The organism is Winogradskyella bathintestinalis (genome assembly GCF_030407435.1).
GTDB lineage: Bacteria > Bacteroidota > Bacteroidia > Flavobacteriales > Flavobacteriaceae > Winogradskyella > Winogradskyella bathintestinalis.
The window spans coordinates 1-4,465 of the sequence record NZ_JASDDK010000023.1; the positions used below are offsets into that span (position 1 = coordinate 1).

7 protein-coding genes are annotated in these 4,465 nt (G+C 29.1%); all 7 read left to right on the plus strand.

Annotation, left to right across the window (positions count from 1 at the left end):
• The first annotated feature begins 137 nt into the window (after positions 1–137).
• Positions 138–659, plus strand: a complete 522-nt coding sequence (locus QMA06_RS16345) for a hypothetical protein (RefSeq protein ID WP_290207985.1) — start codon at positions 138–140, stop codon at positions 657–659.
• Between the two features lie 164 nt (positions 660–823).
• Complete coding sequence (locus QMA06_RS16350) at positions 824–1,219, plus strand: Imm7 family immunity protein (protein WP_290207986.1); 396 nt, start codon at positions 824–826, stop codon at positions 1,217–1,219.
• 5 nt (positions 1,220–1,224) lie between these two features.
• Positions 1,225–1,485: a hypothetical protein gene (locus tag QMA06_RS16355; RefSeq protein ID WP_290207987.1), complete on the plus strand. Its 261-nt coding sequence runs from the start codon at positions 1,225–1,227 to the stop codon at positions 1,483–1,485.
• A 172-nt stretch (positions 1,486–1,657) separates the two neighbouring features.
• Positions 1,658–1,855 carry a DUF645 family protein gene (locus QMA06_RS16360; RefSeq protein WP_290207988.1) on the plus strand — a complete coding sequence of 66 codons (198 nt, stop codon included), beginning with the start codon at positions 1,658–1,660 and terminating at the stop codon, positions 1,853–1,855.
• Positions 1,856–2,013: 158 nt separating this feature from the next.
• The gene (locus QMA06_RS16365; RefSeq protein ID WP_290207989.1) at positions 2,014–2,181 is read left to right on the plus strand and encodes a hypothetical protein; all 168 of its coding nucleotides are present in this window, start codon (positions 2,014–2,016) and stop codon (positions 2,179–2,181) included.
• Between the two features lie 168 nt (positions 2,182–2,349).
• Entirely contained in the window at positions 2,350–3,183 is an 834-nt protein-coding gene (locus QMA06_RS16370; protein ID WP_290207990.1) for a hypothetical protein, read from the plus strand.
• Positions 3,184–3,341: 158 nt separating this feature from the next.
• Positions 3,342–4,205 (plus strand): GIY-YIG nuclease family protein, encoded by an 864-nt coding sequence (locus QMA06_RS16375; protein WP_290207991.1) that lies wholly within the window; start codon positions 3,342–3,344, stop codon positions 4,203–4,205.
• The last annotated feature ends 260 nt before the right edge of the window (positions 4,206–4,465 follow it).

Sequence of the window (4,465 nt, forward strand, 5' to 3'; positions counted from 1 at the left end):
ACCTGAACTAACGATTTAAATACAGACCTAGTTCAAACTATTTTTTTGCCTTCTAAACGGCTAAAAAAAATCTTTTGAACGTCGAAATAATAACAAAAAAAAGGTCAACCTATTTCAGTATAATACACCAAGCTCATTTGAAATTCGAAATACCCTTTAAATCTGACATTTATTTAAATCAAACTGAATTAATAATTCCATTGATTTATAAGCCATATCTGAAAGACGCAAGGGAGTCATTAATTGTTGGTTTAATATCAACATTAATCGGAATTTCAATTATTATCGGAAAATCGTATCTCGGAATTGTTTTTATCATTTTAGGAGTTTTTTACGTTGTTAAAGCATATCCGAAATTTCAATTATACAATAAACTCAAAAACACATATTTTGAGAAAATAAAAGAAAAAGTTGCGGAAGTGGAATCTGACTTTGGCAACGGAATATTTGAATTTAAAGATGAGTCTATAAAATACATTGACAAAAATATAACGCGTGACATAAAATGGACTGAATTCAAAGGATTTAAGATAAAGGATGCGAATTTACTTATGCTCTTGGAACCAGAAAAAGGCGATATTATGATAATCGGAGAAAATGAAATCGGAAGTGAAAGTTTTAAAAAGATTGTCGAATTAGTAAAAACCAAACTGAAATAAAAAACTACTTACAACAACGTGTATAATTCATTGCTAGTACTCACCTACTTACGAAAATCCTCGCGGATTTTCTATCCGGTTTGTATTTGCTAAATTAGTTGCTTAAACACGCAACGAAATCATACACAAAACCGTTGTGTGCAATTTGACAAACCGAACAGATAATGATTGAATTTAATGGGTGGGCAATAATTAGAGAGTCATTTCGTGAAGAAGATGATAATAACGAACTATTGAATTCAATTGTAAAACAAATAGAACAAAAGATATTAGTAGAACTTGATTACGGAAATGAAATCTATTCGTTGAAATGTTTGAATGGAACCTACCATTTGTCGATTATGGTAAATCACAATCATCGAACAGAACACGTGATTGATTTCTTTAAATGGATTGCGGAAATATCAAAAGGTTCTTACGGAATTTTATATGTTCAAGACGATGAGGATACTGAAAGAGGAAACGAAAACGCATTCAAAGTTTGGCGTATGAAAAAAGGGAAAGTAACCGAATTAAATGACACTTATCTTTCACCACTAAATCCAGAAATTGAAGAATAGTATTTATGGACAAAGAAATACTTGACATTATAAGTATTGATTTTAAAACTGAACAGAAGAATTCAGTAGTTAAAGAATTATCTTCCATTAACTTGAATCACGTTATGGCAGAATCTGAATACAATTTAAAGAATACAAGGATGTCTATTTTGTATTTGGCGAAAGGAGAACTTTCAGAAGTTGAGGAATTGACAAAAAGAGCGAAAATTGATTTTCGTGATGTTATTATGTGGGCAACTCAAGAAAAGAATTTAAAAAACATATAAAAACTGCACACAACACCGTGTATAATTCATTGCTAGTTCTAGCCTACTTACGAAAGTCCTCGCGGACTTTCTATCTGTGATTTATTTGCTAACTTTACTGCTTAAACACGCAACGAAATCATACACAAAACCGTTGGCAAACATTGGCTGAACGTACTCAAAAGAGAGAAATATGATTAAAAGAAATTTTTCAATGATATTAGTTATCATAGCTATGATTTTAAATATCTTGAATTTTGGATATTCAAATTTCAATATTCAATCATTTGATTTTTGGTTATCTTTAAGTGCTTTAATTGTACTTATTGTGGCTATAGTAAAGATATTTATTACTGAAAATAAAGAAAAGAAAAAATCTATATCTGAATAAATTAGGAATATGATTCCGTTGGAATTTTAGCTCGTTTGCGGAATTGGAATCTGAATTGATAAACAAAATCCGAACTTAATGCGGAATTTAGCAAGTTGCGGAATTGCTCACTCAATCGGAATTGAAAAATATAATGAACTAGACATAAAAATAAGATTATGAATAAATCACAAATTAAGGGAATTGCAGTTTTGATTTTTGCGATTATAGCATATTTATTACTTGACAATAATTTTATGCAAACAATTTCAGGAATTTTATGTGCTGTGGGTTTAGGTTTTATTTTCAAATGGATTCCTTTTAAAAAACAAAATTTATCTGAATAATTAAAAACCTGAATAAAAACAACGATTTGCCAACACCGTGTATAGTTAATTGCTTTGTTCTTCACTACTTGCGAATATTCCTGCGGAATATTCACAGGTTCGTAAAAGTTTGCTAACTTAGTTGCTTAACCACGCAACTAACCATACACAATCACGTTGTGTACAATTATGAAAAACATCCTGCTTATCATCTTAATTTCTGTTTTTACTTCGAGTTTTTCTCAAGTAAAAATTGATACATCTGAAGTTAAATCAGTACGATATGAATGGAAAGTAGACTCGAAAAAAAAAGATACAATTTTAAATCAAATTCTGACCGAGTACAAAAGCGGAATTTACAAGGAGGTTTTCCCTAACTTTAAGAAAAAACATCACAGATATCCTTTTATCAATATTTTTGAATCAAAAACGGAATATCTTAACAAAAAAATCAAGTCTAATTTAAAAATCCATTTTTGGTCAGTATCAAATGGACTTCAGAAAAATTTTTATGATGAATTTGGATATCTGGATAGTATTTATTTTAACTATCATAAAGACTCTTTGATTGAAAAAAAATATAAAATAGAGAAAGTCTACAAAAGAAAAGGAAAACTAAACTATTTAATAAATAAATTCGGAGAGAAAGAAAAACACTTCTATAGTTTATTTGGAAATCTAAAACGAATAGAAAAATCAAATGATTCTGTAACTTTTTTGACTGAATACTTCAAAAATGGAAAAATAGCTGAAGTAGCTTACCGAAGTGGAATTAAATTTAATTATGAATACGACAAAAATGGACGAGTGATTAAATTTAACGACCGTACTAGAACATATCATTACAGATACAATGATTCTGAATTGAGCTCTATAGAAAAGTTTTTAACTAGAAAAAATATCCTATATGAAAGAATACTTTTTACATACAATCCCAATGGAATATTAATAGAAAAAAAAGAATATAAAAAAACTGGAGGGAAGGAAAGATTAATAAATGTATATAAATACACCTATAAATAACTGTACACAACACCGTGTATAATTAATTGCTAGGTTCTCGCTTACTTGTGAATATTCCTGCGGAATATTCACGGGTTCGTAAAAGTTTGCTAACTTAGCTACTAGACCACGCAACTAACCATACACAAACACGTTGTGCGCAAGTTAAAAAATACGAAATGAAGAGAGGATTTATTTACATATTATCAAATAATTCGCTAAAAGCGGATTTACTAAAAATCGGAAAAACGACCAAAAAATCAACTGACAGAAGCAAACAACTTTCTGCATCTACGAGCATTCCAGAAAACTTTAAAGTTGAAGATGAATTTGAATTTGCCGATTTAAATTGGGCGGAAAAAGAAATACATAATTCTCTTTCGGAATATAGATATAACAAAAAAAGAGAATTTTTTACTTGCGAATTTGACATCGCTAAACAAGTAATAATTGAAACTCAAATTATTGATAAACAAAGACAAATAGATAAACTAAAAAAAGATATAAATGGATTTGAAAATATATTAAACTCTTCTGAATTCATTAAACATAAATGGATTTCGTTTTTCAAAAAACTAAATTGGGAATTTCAAGAAATTAAGAAAATCACAGGAAAAGTAAGTCCAGATTTCATACTCAAAACCAAAGAATGGAATAATTATATTGATGAAAAAACAAATGAGGAACAAATAGAAATTTTAGAAAGACCAACTGATATTTACCTTATGCCTAATCTTCCTGAATCAAGTGAAAAAATGGAAAGTTTAGAAAAATTAGAACTTATAATTTCAGTAACAGATAAAAATCATCGATTAATAATATTATCAGACAAACCAATTGAAAATTTATCTTCGACTCTTTTCGGTTGGAGATATAATTTTGTTCATAAACATTGGAGCGAAATTCAATTCGTTGAAAAAAACGAAAAATATGGACTTCTTGATGAAGAACGAACTTGGTTTTGTATGATTAATGGAGTATTTTTAGAAAGAGAAAATTTATTTCCAGATGACGAAAAAATGATTAAAATTTGGAACTCTTAAAAAACCTGCGCACAACACCGTATATAATTTATTGCTGGTTCTAGCCTACTTATGAAAATCCTCGCGGATTTTCTATTCGGTTTTTATTTGCTAAATTAGGTGCTTAAAACACGCAACAAACCATATACAAACACGTTGGCAAACATTTTCGCGCACTTGCAATTTTACCGCTTCTACTCTACTTTTAGCTAGTTTATGCGCGAAAAAAACCTAATCCGAAATCAAATCTGAACCTTAAAAATATTACGCTGGATTTTAAT

Excerpts from the sequence above, each read along its gene's own strand:
- QMA06_RS16350 (WP_290207986.1), top strand. The coding sequence starts at position 824 with ATGATTGAATTTAATGGGTGGGCAATAATTAGAGAGTCATTTCGTGAA.
- QMA06_RS16355 (WP_290207987.1), top strand. The coding sequence starts at position 1,225 with ATGGACAAAGAAATACTTGACATTATAAGTATTGATTTTAAAACTGAA.
- QMA06_RS16360 (WP_290207988.1), top strand. The coding sequence starts at position 1,658 with ATGATTAAAAGAAATTTTTCAATGATATTAGTTATCATAGCTATGATT.
- QMA06_RS16365 (WP_290207989.1), top strand. The coding sequence starts at position 2,014 with ATGAATAAATCACAAATTAAGGGAATTGCAGTTTTGATTTTTGCGATT.
- QMA06_RS16370 (WP_290207990.1), top strand. The coding sequence starts at position 2,350 with ATGAAAAACATCCTGCTTATCATCTTAATTTCTGTTTTTACTTCGAGT.
- QMA06_RS16375 (WP_290207991.1), top strand. The coding sequence starts at position 3,342 with ATGAAGAGAGGATTTATTTACATATTATCAAATAATTCGCTAAAAGCG.